The organism is Raineya sp. (assembly GCF_053497555.1).
In genome coordinates this window covers 42,601-60,307 of the sequence record NZ_JBRCWE010000035.1, presented here as the reverse complement: position 1 = coordinate 60,307, position 17,707 = coordinate 42,601, and the positions used below count along the sequence as shown (strand labels likewise).

Sequence of the window (17,707 nt, the reverse complement as noted above, 5' to 3'; positions counted from 1 at the left end):
TTGGAAAAAAGAAGTAGAAAACAGGATTTCGTATAGTCGCTCCTTATCAACCTGCTTGCAAAAATTTATTAGGATTGATAAAGACCCTTGCAAAGGCTTGTACAAAAAGAGGAATAACAGAAATAACGAAAGTGAGTAAAAAAGCCCCTACAAATACATCTACCGAAGTTTGGGTAGTATAGGCAAAGTTTCTAAGCCACAAACGGATAACATACTCGCCCAAAGGAATAGCTATCAGAGCCGAAAGCAGTAACAACTGGATAAAATCTTTGGAAAGCAAACGCACCAAGTGCCAACGACTTGCTCCCAATACCTTACGGATAGCAATTTCTTTCAGACGCAGTTCCGAAATAAAAAGTGAAAGTCCAAATAATCCCAAAGAGGCTACCATCGCCACCAAAAATGAAAAATATACTAAAATTTGAGCCAATTTCTCTTCATTTAGATAATGCTTACGATAATTTTCGTTCAGAAAAAAGTAGCTGAGCGGCTCAGTAGGCAAGATTTCTTGCCAAGTTTTTTGTAAATATGCCAATACTTCTTCGCGGTGTTTGGGCGATACACTCAAAAACAAATTCCCAATTCGGTTGCTCAATACTAAAACCAAAGGCGAAATTTTTTTGTGCAAAGAACTAATATGAAAATTTTTTACAACCCCAATCACTTCCCCAATTACACTTGGGTTGCCATTTTCATCACGACTGATAACAAAATTTTTCCCAATCGGATTTTGCCAATTCATATAGTTTGCCGCCGCTTCGTTGATAATCAGGGCGACATTGGCAGTGCTGTCTCTTTCATCAAATTTACGTCCTTGTACTATTTCCAAGCCCATTACGTCAATAAAATCTTTATTTACCGACATTCTGCCCATTACTACTTCTACGAGTTTGCCTTCGTTTTCTACTTCAAAACGAAACTGCGAAATCAGATTTGTGCCAATAATTTCCGCAGAGTTAGCTATTTTGAACACATCAGGGCTTTGCATTAGGGCTTGTTTGAGCGTATCCAGTTTTTCTAAAACTTCTTCACTTTTTGGTAATCTTAAAACTAAAACTCTTTGGTTATCAAAGCCTAAATCTTTGGTTTTTACAAAATTTAGTTGGCGAATAACCATTATCGTTAGGGCAAGAATTACAATGGTAATGGTAAATTGCATTACCAAAAGTGTTTTGCGAAAAGATATGCGATAGGTGTGTTTGGGTAAAATATTTTTCAAGCCGTTCAGAATAGGAATATCTACCAAATAAAATACAGGATACACTCCCGAAAGCAAAATCATCAAGAGAAAAGTAACTACCCAAAACAGCATAAATCCACTTCCAACGATATAATGCAAAGACAAAGGTGTTTGAAGGATTTGGCTAAAATAAGGCAGAGAAATTTCTGTGAGCATCAACGATACCAAGAAAGCCAGAAACATCAGAATAAGCGTTTCTACAAGCAGTTGGGTGAGTAGCTCTCGGCGACTTTCGCCAAAAACCTTCCGAATAGCAAACTCTCGTATGCGTTGGGTAGAACGTACAGCATTGAGATTGACAAAATTGATGCAAGCCACTATTATCATTAGTAAAGCAGTGGCTAAAAAAATGAAAAGATAATTTCGGTTGGCATTTGGATAAAGCTCGGCTTCCAACTTGGAATTGAGATAAATATCTTTTACATTTTGCACAATGGGCTTGAGAAACAAATCCTCGTTGGGAAAATAGCGTTTCAGATAGCCCTGATAGTAGTGTTCCCAATTTTGGGCAATAAAAGAAGGCTTTTGTGGGCAAGTAAAATAAGTATAAACCCAAGAATTTTGCACAAATTTGTCTTCATAGTTCCAAGAAATGAGGGCTTTGAAAGGAAAATGGGAGGTTTCTTGTTTGGCTACTACCGCTTTTACTTGATAGTCGCCGTCATACATAAAAGCATTGGTAGTGCGAAGTTGCAAAGTTTTGCCAATTGGGTTTTCTGAGCCAAAAATTTCTTGAGCTAAATCTTGGCTAAGGACAATCTCCTTATTTTCTGGTTTGTTGAATATATGGGCTACCGAGCCTTGCAATACTTTGCAGTCAAAAACTTTGAAAAAAAGACTATCAGCGAAAAAGACATCTGTATAAAAATTGCCATTTTCCTGATAAGCTACGATAGTACCTTCGGTAGGCAAGATTTTGGTAATATGCTCTATTTGCGGAAAAGCCCGAGATAGAGTGGGGGCTATGTGAGGCTCGGCGGCGGCGATACGGCGGTATTCATTGCCCGACTTATACCTTACCGCAAGGCGATAAATATCTTTTTGCCAGTATTTATCAAAAGAAAACTGATTATCCAGATATAATAAAATCAGCAAAGCAATTGCCATACCCAAAGCCACTCCAATAACATTGATGAGTACGTACAGCGGCTTGGCAAGTAGCAAGCGATAGGATATCAGTAAGGCATTGAGCATTTACACGCAAATTCTACCTTCTACGTCTATTGGGTCTTTTTTGAGGATTATTTTGGGGCACGGTGTTGTTATTAGGCTTATTTTCCATATTTTTCTCATTTCCTTTTCCTAGTTCTACTACCTTATTGGTAGGAATAAGTTTGTTTTCGTTTGGTCGCCAGAAAAAGGCTTTTTCTTCATTTTCCAAATAAAAAGTGCCTTCGGGCTGGTTTTCGGCAAAAGGCTTCATTACTCTTTGGCTATCTACCATTGTCATATACAGACGCTTGCCGTCTTCAATACGCGTATGCGGGGGCAGGAGCCAAATTTTTTGCGTCTTTTTATCAATAAGCATTTTTTTGAGCAAGTTTTGGGCGTACCAATACTTTTCGTTGAAACTTTGGATTTTTTCATACTCATCTTTGAGATAAGGCAAGACTTTTTCGCCTTCTAAAATCACGATTTTTTGTTTTCTCTTTTGTGTAATTCGGATATAAATGGGCTTTTCAAAACTCAAAATATCAACTGCTTGATAATTGATAGGCAAGATATTTTTTTCTTCATAGCTCACAATGCCGTGCAGTGTATCTTTTTGCACCGCAAAAACATTGGCATCTTTCCAGTAGCGAATATCTTGATAAAGGTGCGAAAGTACTTGTTTGCCCTCGTAATTGTATGCTCCCCATTGAGCATTTTTAGTGGCTAAAATCAAATCTTTGTAAAGGAAAGAAAATCTATCAAAAGAAATTGGTAAGATTTCTTTTCCTTGGTTATCAAAAATTCCGAGAAGTCCGTTTTGAGCTACTTCAAACAGAATTTTATTCTGTTGGTTGGGTATCTGACGAATTTCATCAAAAGCGAGGGGTAAAATCATTTTGAAGTCTGAAGGATTTAGCAAACCTTTTTTGCTCTGACGCTCCACAAGCAAATAAGCCATACGTCTGCGGGTACTATCTTCGCGTGTAGCCACTTTGAGCAGGCGGTGTTTGTCGTACTCTTCAGAAAATTTTTTACTGCGTATGTTGTAAAACTTAACTTTCTTTTCTTTTTGTGCATAAAAAACATCTAAATCCTCATTGGCAATGCCTACTCTTTCGTATTCCATAGGCAGAATTTCTGTAAAAGTGTTATTTTCGTACCACCACAGCCCCCACATTTTGTCTTTTACAACCAAAAAAACTTTCTGATTGTAAGGCTCAAAATCTGAAAAGGCGGGGGTTATTTTTTCGCCATTGCTATTCAAGATAAATTTTTCTTTGCCCGATTTGGCAAGTAGCCATACGATTTGTGCTTTTTTGAGCTGAAAAAGCGTATCGTAAGCGGGTTTTATGAGCCACTTTCCTTTGGTATCAATTACGCCCCATTGTCCCGATTGTTTTACAAAGGCTTTGCCTTCGGAAAGCATTTTGCCAAAAGGCATTACTTCTTGAAAGCTAGGCTTGATAGCAAATTTTTTACTGCCTTCTTTGAGAAAGCCCCATTTGCCTTTTTTTTCAGCAGGGATAAGGTTTTGAGAAAATCCGTGCAAAGCACAAGTGAGAAACAAAAATCCGAATAGCTTTTTCATTGAAAAACATATTTTGCAGGCTTCAAATTTAGGAAAAATTTTTATGCCTTGCACAAAACGCAAATTTTTGTAAATTTGTAAAAACATTTTTTCTGATGCAATTTTTTAGAAATTTGCTTCATTGGCTCAAAGAGCTACTTATTGGCGAAGACCAAAGCAATTTCAGGGCTATGGTTTTGAGTTTGTTTTTTGCTTTGCTTTTCTGGCTCTTTTACCAACTCAATAGCGAACAGACTTACTCGCTGGTGTATCCTGTACGCCTGCAATATGCCAATGGCACAAATGCCGACACTTTTCAACGTAAGGTCTTTGTAACGCTTTCGGGAACAGGCTGGAAAATTGCCCGAGAAATTTTTGCCAACGACAAAGAAAAACTGCTCTATTATCAAATGCCTGCTACTCAAAGTCATAACTACGTTCTTTCGGGTAGCTTGCGTAATACGCTTGCTGGCAAACTGGATAAAGACCTGAAAATTTTGGAAATCAAAAATGATACTTTTTTTGTCAATAACAATCGGAATGTACGAAAAACGGTACGCTTATATTTGCGTAAAGAGAGTATTAGCAAACAGCTTCGCGATGGCTATCGCATCGTAAGTCCTATTTATATCAATCCGCCAGTAGTTACTTTTGAAGGAAGTGTGGAAAAAATTAACCAATTGCCCGACTCCCTGCCCCTCACCATTCGTGAAGGTAGTATCCGAAAAAATTTTGATAAACTCGTGAGCCTTTCAGCTTGGGAAAGTCCTAATCTCAAAGCCTTACAGCCCAATGTAAAAGTGAGTTTTGAAGTAGAGCGATTTTTTACAAGAAAACTTCGTTTTGATGTAGAAAAAATAAATTTTCCTGAAAATGTAGATTTAGTTCAGAAAAGGGCTGAGGTACTATGTATTTTCAAGGCAAGTATGGAAAAAGAAATAGATTTGCAAGATTTTAGCATTATTGCAGACTTTAAGAAGTTTCACCCCGAAGATTCTACCATTACACTGCAATTAGAGCATATTCCCCAAGGTATTGAAAGTGCCGAAATAACCAATCCACATTACAAAGTAAAAACTATTCAGAAAAAATGACAAAACCCCTTCAAATTGGTATTACAGGAGGTATAGGTTCGGGTAAAAGCACCATAGCTCGTATTTTTCAGGTTTTGGGTATTCCTGTTTATGATGCCGATTCGCGTGCCAAAGCTGTAATGGTTCAAAATGATAAGTTAAAAAAAGCAATCATAGCAAATTTTGGCGAGAATGCCTATTTTGCAGATGGCTCTTTGAATAGACGTTTTTTGGCAGAGCAGGTGTTTTCGGATAGTGAAAAAACAAAACTTATCAATAGTTTGGTGCATCCTGCCGTAGCCCAAGATTATGAGCAATGGCTTGCTGAGCAAGAAAATATGCCTTACATCATACGCGAAGCGGCTTTGATGATAGAATCGGGAGCGTATCGGTCATTGGATAAACTCATTGTGGTTACTGCCCCAGAGGAGTTACGCTTGCAACGCATACGCACCCGCGACCCCCAACGTAGCAAAGATGAAATTAGAGGTATTATGGCTAAACAAATGCCCGAAGAGGAAAAAATTAAATTTGCTGATTTTGTTATCTACAATGATGAAAAACAATCACTTATAGAGCAAGTTTGGGATTTGCATCAAAATTTTTTACAAAATTTTTGAGTTTGGCAAAATTATTGCTACATTGCAGGACTTAATTTATTAGTCTATGCAAAAATTAGGCTTACATCAGTCTTTACAGCAAAAACTCTCACCACAACAAATTCAATTCATCAAGCTATTGCAAATTCCTACGGCGGAGTTGGAGGCTCGTATTCAGGAAGAGATTGCCGAAAACCCTGCTTTGGAGCAAGGGAAAGATGAAAACTATGATTTTGAAAACAGCGAAGCAGAAAGTGAGGAAGATTTTTCTTATGGTGAAAACGATAATAACGAAGACTATGACTATGATAATGAAAATAACGACTTTGATGATGATAGCGACACTTACGACCAAAGCGAAGCTATCAGCGATATGAATCTTGATGAATATTTGCAAGCAGAAGAGGAAAGCTACAAAACCCAAGACAATAATTACAGCACCGATGATGAGGAAAAAAACTTCCCCATAGCGGCAGGTACTACTTTTGTAGAGTTTTTGGAAACACAATTGGGTTTTCTCAAACTTTCTGAAAAAGAGCAAATCATTGGAAAACATATCATTGGCACTTTGGATAATGACGGCTATTTGAGAAGAGAACTCAAAGCTCTTGTAGGAGATTTGGCTCTAACATATTATATTGAGGTTACCGAAAAAGAAGTTGAGGCAGTGCTGAAAAAAATTCAACAATTTGACCCACCCGGTGTAGCCGCCCGCAATTTACAGGAGTGTTTGCTTATCCAGCTCAAACGCAAAAAATACGAGGAAATTCATACCGAAGAAGAAAAGCAAATCTTGGATTGGGCAATTGAAATTATTGAGGATAATTTTGAAGAATTTACCAAAAAGCATTACGATAAAATTGAAAAGCGATTGGGGCTTTCGGAAGAAGAGCTAAAATCAGTCTTAAAACTGATTACCAAGCTCAACCCCAAACCGGGCAATTCTTCGGATAGCGAAGGAGGTGGCTCACAACAAATCATTCCCGATTTTATTATTACCAACAACAACGGCAAATTAGATATTGCTTTGAATGCTCGCAATGCCCCCCAACTGCGTATTAGCCCTTCTTTTGCCGATATGCTGGATACTTACCAAAAAAGCAAGCGTCAGGATAAGGGTGTCAAGGAAACCATTGCTTTCGTGAAGCAGAAGCTAGATGCCGCTAAGTGGTTCATTGATGCTATCAAACAGCGTCAGCAGACTTTGCTGAAAACTATGCACGCCATTGCGACTTACCAATATGAGTTTTTTTTAGAAGGTGATGAAACCAAGCTCAAACCAATGATTCTCAAAGATATTGCAGAAAAAATTGGTATGGATATTTCTACGGTTTCTCGTGTGGCAAGCAGTAAGTATGTACAAACCGAATTTGGGGTTTATCCGCTCAAACACTTTTTTTCCGAAGGTATTGCTACTGACGAAGGTGAAGAAGCAAGTAGTAGAGAGGTAAAAGCCAAACTGAAAGAGTTTGTAGATAATGAAGACAAACGTGAGCCACTTTCTGATGAAAAACTTGAAAAAATGCTTAAAGAAGCAGGGTATCACATTGCTCGCCGTACAGTTGCCAAATATCGCGAGCAATTGGGTATCCCTGTGGCAAGATTGAGAAAGAATATTTAACTTGGAAACAAGAAAATACTTCAACCGAGCAAAACAATGGAAATAAAATACACGCCTGCTTTTTTGAGCAAAATGGAAGATATTTTTGCTGAAAGCAATCTTTTTTTGCGTTACGAAAAAGGCAATTTCAAGTCGGGGTATTGTATCCTGAAAGAACAACGTGTGATTGTGGTGAATAAATATTTTCCCATAGAAGGCAAAATCAATTGTTTGCTAGATATTTTGAAACAAGTAGAAATTGACGAAAATCTTTTGAGTGCTAAAACTAAAAAGCTCTACGAGGAGTTAATGCAAGAAAATCTCAATGGTTAAAGTTACCTTTCTGGGTACAGGTACTTCGCAAGGAGTGCCTGTAATCGCTTGCGAGTGTGCGGTATGTCGGTCAGAAAATCCCAAAGATAAACGCCTGCGTTCAGCTGTATTCATAGAAACCCCTTTGGCAAGCATTGTTATTGATACAGGTCCCGATTTTCGTTTGCAAATGCTTCGGGCAGGGGTAAAAAAATTAGATGCAGTTCTTTTTACCCACGAACACAAAGACCATACCGCAGGGCTTGACGATATTCGCCCTTTTAATTTTTTGCAAAATAAAAATATGCCCCTCTATGGCACAAGCAAAGTTTTGAACCAACTCAAAACTGAATTTGCTTATATTTTTGCTGAAAAACGTTACCCAGGTATCCCACAAGTAGAACTTCACGAAATCAGCAAAGAACATAGCTTTGAAATCAATGGGCAGAAAATTATGCCTATTGAGGTATTTCATTATCGTTTGCCTGTGTTGGGTTTTCGTATAGGTAATTTTACTTATATCACCGATGCCAACTACATTGCTTCGGAAGAGTTGCAAAAGATTTATGGTTCAAAAGTATTGGTTCTGAATGCTTTGCAAAAAGAAAATCACATTTCACACTACAATTTGGAGCAGGCAATTCAGGTGGCTCAGCACATTGGGGCAGAAAAGACTTATTTTACGCATATCAGCCACAAAATGGGCTTACACGAGGAAATAAGCTCTCTTTTGCCCGAAAACATTTTTTTAGCTTATGATGGTTTGAAAGTTGAGGTATCGTGATTACCATTTTTCCCAATTCGCCAAAATTTGTTCTATATCTTGGTGCAGAAAGCGGTCTTGCTCTATGAAACCTACAAGCTCGTCTAATTTTTTATGAAGTTTTTGGGTTTCTTTGCCAAGTTTTACTTTGAATCCAATATGAGCAAGTTGTTTTTTGCGTAAATGCAAAGCCTGATGAGCGGTAAGCATTAAAATTGCCACTATTTTACGTACATTTTCAGTAATTTCAAGGGCTTGTCTGCCTGCAATAGTTCCCATACTTACGTGATCTTCTTGGTTGGCACAAGTAGGAATAGAGTCCACCGAGGCGGGGTGGGCAAGCACTTTATTTTCAGAAACCAAACTTGCCGCCACGTACTGGGGTATCATCAGCCCTGAATGTAGCCCTGAGGTATCTGCGGCAAGGAAGGCAGGCAGGCAGTCGTTGGTAGCTTCATCTACAAGTTTATTGATTTGCCTTTCAAAAAGATTTCCCATTTCGGCAACGCCAATTTTCAGATAATCCAGTGCCAGAGCCAAAGGCTCGCCGTGAAAGTTGCCACCCGAAACTACTGCTTCGCTTTCAGCAAAAATCAGGGGGTTATCTACCACAGCATTGAGTTCTGCTTCAATGATATTTTCGGCGTGTTGAATGGCTTGCAAGCACGCCCCCAAAACCTGTGGCGTACAACGCACCGAATAGGCATCTTGGGGCGTGATTTTCTTTTCTGCAAAAGTTAAAATTTTGTGCAAGCTCAGCCAAGCATACGATAAATGCTCTTCTTGGGGCAAATAATGCTTCAAGAAGGCAATCTGGTGGGGAGCATCTTGTAGTTTTTTGAGAATTTCTCGGCGGTGTTCGGCGGTAAGATGAGGCTGTATTTTATCAAAAAGAAATTTGACAATTTCGGTGCTTTCTATGCCCAAAAGGGTAGAGTTTTCGGTAAATTTATGAATAATTTGCACAATTTTTAGCTGTTCTCGGTGTTTTCGGGCTCGGTGTAGGCGTTTATCAAAGGCTTGACTTCTTGCACCAAGAGCCTCAAACATCATACAAGCGGCTTTAAGCCCTTTATAGAGAACATCTTTGGCTTGATACACCGCCCAAACCCCCAATGCCGCCATTATGCTCGTACCATTGAGTAAAGCAATACCCTCTTTGTGTTCAAGTTCCAAAGGGGGTAAATCAAATTTTTGTAAAGCCTCTTTCCCTGATAGAATTTGCCCTTCTACTTCCGCAAAACCTTCGCCAATCAGCACCAAAGCCATATGAGCCAAAGGACATAAATCGCCGCTTGCTCCTACCGAACCTTGCGAAGGAATAATAGGGTGAATACGTAAATTTAGCAAGCGAGCCAGTAAATTGACGGTTTCCATTTTTACGCCCGAATAGCCCGCCAGCAAAGTATTGAGACGGATAAGCATTATAGCTCGCACAATTTCAGAACTAAATGGCTTGCCTACCCCGCAGGCGTGAGAAAGCAAGAGGTTTTTTTGTAGTTTTTTGGCAATTTCATAATCTTCTATTACTTTGGAAGCATTTGCCCCAAAACCTGTGGTTACGCCGTAAATGATTTTCTTTTCGGCTACTTGTTTTTGAATAAAATCACGACTTTTTTGTATTTTAGCATAACATTCGTTAGCTATCTTGACTTCTGCTCCTTGCCAAGCCACCTGAATAACTTCATTGAGGCTCAATTTATTGCCATTCAATACAATTGCATTGTTTTTCATAAAAGGCTTTTTATGTTGTTCTTGGTAAAATCGTTTGGCTTCAAATTTAATACTTTTTCGTTTAGTAGGAATAAGAGATTTACATTTGCTTGAAAGATAGTTGGGCAAATTGTTTATCTTTGCCCAAACCTCATTCTACAAATCAATGCAGTTTCTTATACAACTTTTACAAGTAACCAAAACGTATTGGAATGGCGAAATTGCTACCGAAGCCTTGCAAGGGGTAGATTTGAATGTTCAGCAGGGCGATTTTTTAGCAATAATGGGACCATCGGGTTGTGGAAAATCTACTTTGCTCAATATTATTGGGCTTTTGGATATGCCTACTTCGGGGGAGCATTGGTTTTTGGGGCAAAAAATGACTAAACTCAACGAAAAACAACGTGCCGAATTCCGAAAAAGAAACATTGGCTTCGTTTTTCAAAATTTCAATCTGATAGAGGAACTCACTGTGCAAGAAAACGTTGAATTACCTTTGATGTATTTGGGCTATTCCCGCCGAGAGCGTAAGCAAAGAGCCTACGAAATGCTTGAAAAGCTCAAATTGGCTCACAAAGCAATGTACTTTCCTTCACAACTTTCGGGAGGAGGTCAGCAGAAAGTTGCCATAGCCCGTGCTTTGTGTATAGAGCCGCAAATTTTACTTGCCGATGAACCCACAGGTAATTTAGATAGCAAAAATAGCGAAGAAATTATGCAAATTCTTTGGCAACTCAACCAAGAGGGGGTAACTATTCTGATGGTTACCCACTCGGCTCAAGATGCCAGCTATGCTCATCATATTATTGATATGCTGGATGGCGTGATTGTGGGCAAGCAGTCGCTCAATGCCCCGCTACGTAATCTTGCAAATAGCTAAATTTTTCGGTGAGTTTGCCATTTTCAGCAATAGTAGCCCTTTGCAAAACACCTTCCTTATCTCCATTGAAAAAATGAGGTAATACCCGCTGAATAAACTGCTCGCCAAAATCTTCCGAAGCACTGAAAGGTAGCTCGGTAGGCAAATTATCCACAGCCATAATGGTAATATTTTCAGGATTGCTGAAAGCCCTTTCTTCCTGAAAAGTTTTTCGGTTGAAATCGTACAAAGGGTCTGCAATGGTTGAGGCTCGTAGCGTAGTGGGAATAGAGCCACCTATATCACAAGTTATATCTGCAATGACACGAATACGGAAATTTTCGTTTTGGGTATCCGAAAGTTCAAAAAGTTTGGGTGCTTTGGGGTGCCAGAAGTGTGTAGAAATAAACAAATCGGTGCAGTAGGCAAATTTCAGAAAGTCGCCGTCAAAAAATTCGGGGTTATCGTAAAAAACCTCAAAAGGAATTTTGGGGTGTTTGGGTTTGTAATAATCGGAAGAAGCAAGTTGCACAAAGACTGCCTCCGAAAAATCTTTTTCCAAATACTCCTGAACGCTTACTTGTCGGATACCTGCGGCACGCAGAATTTCCAAAGCCCCTTTGCCCGAACGTCCTCTACCTGTAAGAGCAATTTTGATAGGTGGAAGTTTGACTTTTTTGAGTTCAGAAAGCAAATCCTCATAGCTTTTGCAATCAATAGCTCGGTGCAGTTCAAAAAGTTTGTATTTCAGCCCCCAAGTACGCAAGGCGTGATACGCCCCTACAATGCCCGCATAACGCCCAAAGGCAATAATTCTTTCTTCGTTTTCGTCAGTGAGGCACTCGTAGTCTATCAGGCGAATATTTTTTGCCAAAATAGCCTGCAACAATGCCCGATTAGCGGGCTGTTTTTTGATAGTGTGCGAAAAAAACATATAAGTTTTTTCGGGAATAAGGTCTTTGACAGGTACTTCTTTTACACCTATCAAAACATCACAATCGTCCATATTTTCTACTACGGGCAAGCCCAAAGCTTCGTACTCTTCGTCTCTTACACAACGAACCACACTGGATTGAACCAAAATCTTTACATCAGGAAAATGCTCTTGAATGTATTTGCACTGATGAGGCAATAGCACCACACGCCTATCCACAGGCACTTTGCCTTCGCGTATTACACCGAGTTTCATAAAAGTATTTGCGTTGTTTGAAAAAATTGTCCGAAAATTAAAAATTTTCAACAAATATCAAGCTGAAATCTTGAACAAACTCATCGGGAAATAGCATAAAACTCTTTTCGTTTTTGAGGGCTAAAAAGCTAATTTTCTTGGGATTTTTTTGCAAAATTAAACTTTTTGCTTTAATTTTGTAATGAGAAAACAATCATACAAAACTTTCTGAAAGTGAGCAAGATACGTTTGGAAATATTAGGTTTATCTTCGGGGCAAACGCAATCGGGCTCTTTTGCACTGATTATGAGTGAAAGAGGCGGAAATAGGCGACTGCCTATTATTATTGGAATGTTTGAGGCTCAGGCTATTGCTATTGAAATTGAGCGTATCACTCCTAATCGCCCAATGACACACGATTTATTTCGCAGTTTTTTAGATTCTTTTGAAATTCGCCTTGTAGAAGTTGTTATCAGCGATTTGCGAGAGGGTGTTTTTTATGCTAAAATGGTTTGTGTAAGCGAAGATAGAAAAATAGAAATAGATGCTCGCCCTTCCGATGCCATTGCCATTGCCTTGCGTATGAACGCTCCTATTTACACCTACGAAAGTGTTTTGCAAGAAGCAGGAGTTATTTTGGAAGATGAACCTTCTATGGAAATGGAAAATGAGGAAGTTTCGTATAATCCGCCACCAATGACACTCAAAGAATATTCTGACGAGCAACTCTATCAGTTTCTCAACAAAGCTCTGGAAGAAGAAGACTACGAAAAAGCCGCCGAAATACGCGACGAGCTTGGCAAACGTGAAAAAAAACGCCGCAGATAAATGGCAGTTTTTTGGAAAGCTAATCAAAGCCCAATCAGATATTATATTTGGCACATTGTAGAGCCGCTGGAAGAACTTACCTCTCATTTACTCCCCCAAGAAATAGAGGAACTCGCTCATATTCAGGTTTTAGAAAAAAAGTGTGAATATGCGGCTGTCAGGTGTCTTTTACAATTCGTAGCCTTTCAAGAGCATTTTAGTTATGTTCCTATTCAAAAAAATGAAAGCGGTAAGCCCTTTTTGCCTGCAATGCCTTTGGAAATTTCTATTTCTCACGCTTTTCCTTTTGTTGCAATAGCTTTAGCTTCAAAACCTTTGGGGATTGATATTGAAAAAAAGCAAGAAAAAATCCGTGTAGTGGCTCGGCGTGTTTTTTCTGAAAAAGAGTTAAGTCTTGCCCAAAACGATTTGCATCAGCTCACACAGCTCTGGACTGCCAAAGAGGCACTATACAAGGCTTATAGCCGAAAAGGTATAGCCTTCAAAGAAAACATCATTTGTGATTTTTGTCCCGAAAAGCAGGTTTTTTGTAAAGGTTGGGTAAAGAAAGCAGATTTTTGTGCCGAATACACGCTATATCACCATTCTTTTGCCCCCACACATCATTTGTGTATTGCTTTTTGAGCTTATATTTTTTGGCTTGCAGTTGTAAGCTAAATGCAAAAATGGTTTGTCCTTGTGGGCTGAAATCAATTTTAGGAAGCCAACGCAGGCTCAAATCATCACTGACATCAAAGGTGGAAAAATGAGCATCTACAATGGCATCAACAATGGTAAGCCCGTAAAACACTACCCCTGCAATGATGAGTTGTTCTTTATTTCTGCGAAATTGATTGCGAAGCGATTCAGCGGCAGTGATATTGATTTGTTGCGGATTACCTGTCAGGAATGCTTCTTGATACACACTTTTGAAATACTGATAGTAGCTATTGTTCCAATAGATGCCATAACCTATTGCCGCCGCACCGCCATATACAATGGGCAATTTCCAATATTTTTTATTGTAAATTTGTCCCCAACCGGGTAAGACTGCCGCCCGAAAAGCCGCTTCACGAGGTCGGTTGATGAGGCTTTTGCTGGGTTTGAGCGTATCTTGTGCTTGCAAATGGCTACACGCAAGCAAAAAAGCAAAGCAATAAAGATATTTTTTGAGCGTTTGTTTAGCTTTTCTCCTCAATGTCATAATTGCAATAGCTCTAAAATTCGGTTCAAATCCTCTGTGGAATGGAAAGGGATTTTGATTTCACCTTGATTTTTGTTGTTGGCTTTGATTGCAATTTTTGTACCAAAATGTGAGGAAAGTTTTTGTTGCAACTGCTTGATTTCGTAAGAAAGTGAGCTTTCAGTCGTTTTTTTCTGTTTATTTTTGGGCGAAGCCAAATCACGTACCAAATTTTCTACGGCTCTTACTGATAGGTCTTCGGCAAGAATTTTTTTCAGAATAGCAATTTGAGTATCGGGGTTTTCTACATTGATAATGGCTCGGGCGTGCCCCATACTGATTTGCTTATCACGCAAAGCCGCCTGAATAATAGGGGGCAGTTTGAGCAAACGCAAATAGTTAGTTACCGTTACACGATTTTTGCTTACTCTTTCTCCCAATTCTTCTTGTTTGAGGTTGCACTCGGTAATAAGCCTTTGGTAGCTTAAAGCAATTTCTATAGGATTGAGATTTTCTCTTTGGATATTTTCTATGAGAGCCATTTCCAACATTTGTTGGTCGTTGGCAGTGCGAATGTAAGCAGGAATAGTTTTTAAGCCTGCTCTTTTAGAAGCCTGTAAGCGTCTTTCGCCTGAAATCAGCTGATAGCGACCTTCTTCCAATTTACGCACCGTAATAGGCTGTATGATGCCTTGTGTTTTGATAGATTCGGTAAGTTCTTGCAGAGCTTCTTCATCAAAATCGGTACGAGGCTGATAAGGATTGACTTCAATGGCATTGACATCTATTTCGTTGATGCTTGCCTGTGGCAAAGTTTGATTTTCTTCTACAACATTAGAATCCGATAACAAAGCCCCCAAACCTCTTCCTAAAACACCTTTTTTCATTTTTTTTCGTTTTGATTATGCTAATTTATTTTTTTCTAAAATCTCTTTGGCAAGTTCCATATAGCTTGCCGCACCTTTGCTGGTAGAATCGTGCTGAATAGCGGGCAAGCCAAAGCTGGGCGATTCGCTTAGACGAACATTCCGAGGAATAACCGTCTTGAATACCATTTTTTTGAAATGATTGCTCACATCTTCCACTACTTGCGTAGAAAGTCTTACACGCGAATCGTGCATTGTGAGCAAGATGCCTTCTATTTCAAGTTTGGTATTCAGGCGAGATTGAATGATTTTGATAGTATTCAAGAGTTTGCCCAAACCCTCCAAAGCAAAATATTCGCATTGTACAGGGATAATCACTGAATCGGCGGCAGTGAGGGCATTTACCGTGATAAGCCCAAGTGAGGGTGAGCAATCTATGATGATAAAATCGTAATTTTCTTTGATAGGGTGCAAAACCTTTTTCATTTTCTCTTCTCTATTCTCCAAATTTATCATTTCTACTTCTGCACCAACCAAATCAATATGCGAAGGGACAACAAAGAGTTTTTCAATAGAAGTACCCAAAATGGTATCGTTGATATTGGCTTCTTCCACCATACATTCATAGATGCTACTTTGAATTTGCTTGGGATTATGCCCTAAGCCCGAAGTAGAATTGGCTTGGGGGTCTGCATCTACAAGCAAAGTACGAAAGCCTAAAGTAGCAAGACTTGCGGCTAAATTGATAGCAGTGGTGGTTTTTCCAACGCCCCCTTTTTGGTTGGCAATCGCAATAATTTTACCCATAATGTTTCAGAATAGAGTATGCAGTTAAAGGTTTAAATGTTTGAACTTCAAAAGTTTAAGTGTATAAGCTGTGTCTAAATTGGTTAAAATGCCAAACAATTTGAATGTATTTTTCTGTTCAAAAATAAATAAATTTGTGAAAAAATGTTTTTTTTGAAAAAAAGTTTAGTTTGCTTGCCGAAAAAATATATCTTTGCAAAAGTTTGAATTGCAAAAGTATTTTACAAAATTGCTTGCAAATATAGGAAATTTATTCAAATTTACCTTAAAAATTTTATGATGAGACTGTACCTTTCGTTTGTGGCATTGGTGTTGCTACTGGCTTCTTGTGGCAACCAAAACGGTGATAGTGGAAAGAAAATTTTCCGCTACAACCAAACAGGTGGCTTAAATTCCTTAGACCCTGCACAGGCTCGGAATCGTGCCGCTATTTGGGCTACTACGCAAATTTTTAATGGTTTGCTAGAACTTGACGAAAATATGCACCCCACGCAATCTATTGCGGAGGCATATCGTTGGGATAGCACCGAAACCATTTATACCTTTACTATTCGCAAGGGTGTGCATTTCCACGATGACCCTTGTTTCCCTAATGGTATTGGTAGGGAAGTTACTGCCGAAGACTTTGTGTATAGTTTCAAACGCATTTTAAGTGCCAAAACACGCAGTACAGGGGCTTGGATTTTCAGGGATAAAGTTCACCCCAATCCCGACTCTGCTTTTGTAGCATTGGATAGATATACTTTGCAGATACGCTTGCAACGCAGATTTCACCCATTTCTTTCTATTCTTACAATGCCTTATGCTTTTGTAGTACCTCGTGAGGCTGTTGAAAAATATGGTGATGATTTCCGCTCTCACCCCGTAGGTACAGGACCTTTTAAGTTTAGAGAATGGAAAGAAGGGGAGCGTTTGGTATTGGATAAAAATCCTCATTATTGGAAAAAAGATGCAGACGGGAAGCAGTTGCCTTTTCTTGATGGGGTAGAAGTTCGCTTTATCAACGACCCTAACACGGCTTACAAAGAATTTACAGCAGGAAAATTGGATTTTATTGTAGGGCTTTCCGAAAATGCCAAAGAAATGATTGCTAATGGCAAAATCAAAGAAGAATTCAAGAAAAAATACAATATTGATAAAGTACCTTATATGAATACCGAATATATCGGTTTTCAGTTGGACCCTGCCGCTTACAAAGGCGATACTACCCATCCTTTCTTGAAAAAGAAATTCCGTCAGGCTATTAGTTATGCTATCAACAGAGATGAAATTGTAAATATCATACGCAATGGTTTAGGGGTATCAGGTATTTCGGGGGTAACTCCTGCCGCTTTGCCTTCTTTTGATTCTGTTGTGGTAAAAGGTTATAGCTACAACCCTGAAAAAGCCAAACAACTCTTAAAAGAACTTGGATACGAAGGTGGCAAGGGCTTGCCAAAACTAAAATTGCAAACCTATACTACCGATAAAGAAATTGCCGAGAATATTGCTAAAAATCTAAAAGATGTTGGTATTGAGGTAGAAATAGAAATGAATATGTTTGTAAAACATCAGCAAACCGTAGATGAAGGAAAAGCATTGTTTTTCAGAGGTTCTTGGCTTGGCGATTATCCTAATGCAGAAAATTATTTTGCAATGTTTTTTAGCAAAAACTTTTCACCTGCTGGTCCTAACAAAACGCATTTTGTAAATAAAGAATTTGATAGGCTCTATGTAGAAGCCCAAGAAAAAGACGACCACGATGAAGATCATCATCTTTTGTACCAGTATTATCACAAAATGGATAATATTATCGTGGAAGAATCTCCTATTATCGTTTTGTATTACGATGAGATTTTGAGAATTTACAGCAAAAAAATCAAAGGTTTGAAAACCAATTCCAGCAATATGCTGATTTTGGAAAATGTAGATTTTGCAAAACCGGGAGAAGAGAATACCGCCGAAAAGAAAGCCACCGCGAAAAAATAACAGGCTTGCTTGCGTGTATGAAATAAATTG

Annotated in this window: 15 protein-coding genes and 1 pseudogene; 9 read left to right on the top strand and 7 right to left on the bottom strand. The window is 38.8% G+C overall.

The genetic code is table 11. From position 1 onward, the window contains the following. Nucleotides 1-46 precede the first annotated feature (46 nt). Nucleotides 47-2,434, bottom strand: a complete 2,388-nt coding sequence (locus ACWITO_RS04515; protein WP_448528819.1) for an ABC transporter permease — start codon at nucleotides 2,432-2,434, stop codon at nucleotides 47-49. Between the two features lie 13 nt (nucleotides 2,435-2,447). Then, nucleotides 2,448-3,980, bottom strand: a complete 1,533-nt coding sequence (locus tag ACWITO_RS04510) for a WG repeat-containing protein (RefSeq protein WP_448528818.1) — start codon at nucleotides 3,978-3,980, stop codon at nucleotides 2,448-2,450. Nucleotides 3,981-4,075: 95 nt separating this feature from the next. Between ACWITO_RS04510 and ACWITO_RS04505 the strand changes: the two genes are divergently transcribed. Genes ACWITO_RS04505 through ACWITO_RS04485 form a run of 5 tightly spaced genes read left to right on the top strand, consistent with a single transcriptional unit; the run spans nucleotide 4,076 to nucleotide 8,327 of the window. Further along, a complete protein-coding gene (locus ACWITO_RS04505; RefSeq protein ID WP_448528817.1) occupies nucleotides 4,076-5,053 on the top strand; it encodes a hypothetical protein in 978 nt (325 codons plus the stop codon). Beyond that, complete coding sequence (coaE, locus tag ACWITO_RS04500; protein WP_448528816.1) at nucleotides 5,050-5,652, top strand: dephospho-CoA kinase; 603 nt, start codon at nucleotides 5,050-5,052, stop codon at nucleotides 5,650-5,652. The genes ACWITO_RS04505 and coaE overlap by 4 nt, the downstream gene beginning before the upstream one ends. Nucleotides 5,653-5,698: 46 nt before the next feature. Continuing rightward, nucleotides 5,699-7,252 (top strand): RNA polymerase factor sigma-54, encoded by a 1,554-nt coding sequence (rpoN, locus tag ACWITO_RS04495; protein ID WP_448528815.1) that lies wholly within the window; start codon nucleotides 5,699-5,701, stop codon nucleotides 7,250-7,252. A 36-nt stretch (nucleotides 7,253-7,288) separates the two neighbouring features. Then, on the top strand, nucleotides 7,289-7,564 hold the full coding sequence (locus ACWITO_RS04490) for a hypothetical protein (RefSeq protein WP_448528814.1): 276 nt from the start codon (nucleotides 7,289-7,291) through the stop codon (nucleotides 7,562-7,564). Further along, nucleotides 7,557-8,327: an MBL fold metallo-hydrolase gene (locus tag ACWITO_RS04485; RefSeq protein ID WP_448528813.1), complete on the top strand. Its 771-nt coding sequence runs from the start codon at nucleotides 7,557-7,559 to the stop codon at nucleotides 8,325-8,327. The genes ACWITO_RS04490 and ACWITO_RS04485 overlap by 8 nt, the downstream gene beginning before the upstream one ends. Here the strand turns inward: ACWITO_RS04485 and ACWITO_RS04480 are convergent, their stop codons facing one another. Next, on the bottom strand, nucleotides 8,328-10,040 hold the full coding sequence (locus ACWITO_RS04480; RefSeq protein ID WP_448528812.1) for an HAL/PAL/TAL family ammonia-lyase: 1,713 nt from the start codon (nucleotides 10,038-10,040) through the stop codon (nucleotides 8,328-8,330). Nucleotides 10,041-10,185: 145 nt separating this feature from the next. Here ACWITO_RS04480 and ACWITO_RS04475 point away from each other — a divergent pair, with 145 nt between their 5' ends. Next, nucleotides 10,186-10,899 carry an ABC transporter ATP-binding protein gene (locus ACWITO_RS04475; protein ID WP_448528811.1) on the top strand — a complete coding sequence of 238 codons (714 nt, stop codon included), beginning with the start codon at nucleotides 10,186-10,188 and terminating at the stop codon, nucleotides 10,897-10,899. Here the strand turns inward: ACWITO_RS04475 and ACWITO_RS04470 are convergent. After that, entirely contained in the window at nucleotides 10,865-12,067 is a 1,203-nt protein-coding gene (locus tag ACWITO_RS04470) for an NAD(P)-dependent oxidoreductase (RefSeq protein ID WP_448528810.1), read from the bottom strand. The two genes, ACWITO_RS04475 and ACWITO_RS04470, sit on opposite strands and share 35 nt — an antisense overlap. A 213-nt stretch (nucleotides 12,068-12,280) precedes the next feature. Here ACWITO_RS04470 and ACWITO_RS04465 point away from each other — a divergent pair, with 213 nt between their 5' ends. Both ACWITO_RS04465 and ACWITO_RS04460 read left to right on the top strand, forming a co-directional pair. After that, on the top strand, nucleotides 12,281-12,874 hold the full coding sequence (locus tag ACWITO_RS04465) for a bifunctional nuclease domain-containing protein (protein WP_448528809.1): 594 nt from the start codon (nucleotides 12,281-12,283) through the stop codon (nucleotides 12,872-12,874). After that, a complete protein-coding gene (locus tag ACWITO_RS04460) occupies nucleotides 12,875-13,498 on the top strand; it encodes a 4'-phosphopantetheinyl transferase family protein (protein ID WP_448528808.1) in 624 nt (207 codons plus the stop codon). A gap of 31 nt (nucleotides 13,499-13,529) precedes the next feature. Here the strand turns inward: ACWITO_RS04460 and ACWITO_RS04455 are convergent. The 3 genes and pseudogenes from ACWITO_RS04455 to ACWITO_RS04445 all read right to left on the bottom strand — a co-directional run. Next, nucleotides 13,530-14,057, bottom strand: a pseudogene (locus tag ACWITO_RS04455) (DUF5683 domain-containing protein); the annotation flags it as partial. Next, complete coding sequence (locus tag ACWITO_RS04450) at nucleotides 14,054-14,923, bottom strand: ParB/RepB/Spo0J family partition protein (protein WP_448528807.1); 870 nt, start codon at nucleotides 14,921-14,923, stop codon at nucleotides 14,054-14,056. The pseudogene ACWITO_RS04455 and the gene ACWITO_RS04450, both read right to left, overlap by 4 nt. 15 nt (nucleotides 14,924-14,938) lie before the next feature. Further along, nucleotides 14,939-15,709: a ParA family protein gene (locus ACWITO_RS04445; RefSeq protein ID WP_448528806.1), complete on the bottom strand. Its 771-nt coding sequence runs from the start codon at nucleotides 15,707-15,709 to the stop codon at nucleotides 14,939-14,941. Between the two features lie 276 nt (nucleotides 15,710-15,985). On the opposite strand from ACWITO_RS04445, the gene ACWITO_RS04440 reads away from it, so the two are divergent. After that, the gene (locus ACWITO_RS04440) at nucleotides 15,986-17,677 is read left to right on the top strand and encodes an ABC transporter substrate-binding protein (protein WP_448528805.1); all 1,692 of its coding nucleotides are present in this window, start codon (nucleotides 15,986-15,988) and stop codon (nucleotides 17,675-17,677) included. The last annotated feature ends 30 nt before the right edge of the window (nucleotides 17,678-17,707 follow it).